Source organism: Pseudomonas sp. PDM24 (assembly GCF_019218905.1).
GTDB lineage: Bacteria > Pseudomonadota > Gammaproteobacteria > Pseudomonadales > Pseudomonadaceae > Aquipseudomonas.
The window spans coordinates 1-278 of record NZ_JAHUWR010000029.1; the positions used below are offsets into that span (position 1 = coordinate 1).

Here is a 278-nt window from a genome sequence, read left to right on the forward strand (position 1 = left end):
GCGAGGCTGAAAAGCGTAGTCGATGGAAAACAGGTTAATATTCCTGTACTTCTGGTTATTGCGATGGAGGGACGGAGAAGGCTAGGCCAGCTTGGCGTTGGTTGTCCAAGTTTAAGGTGGTAGGCTGAGATCTTAGGTAAATCCGGGATCTTAAGGCCGAGAGCTGATGACGAGTGTTCTTTTAGAACACGAAGTGGTTGATGCCATGCTTCCAAGAAAAGCTTCTAAGCTTCAGGTAACCAGGAACCGTACCCCAAACCGACACAGGTGGTTGGGTA

At 48.9% G+C, this 278-nt stretch carries 1 rRNA gene; it reads left to right on the plus strand.

What is annotated here, in order from left to right:
- Positions 1-278 (plus strand): 23S ribosomal RNA (locus KW837_RS28620); the annotation flags it as partial.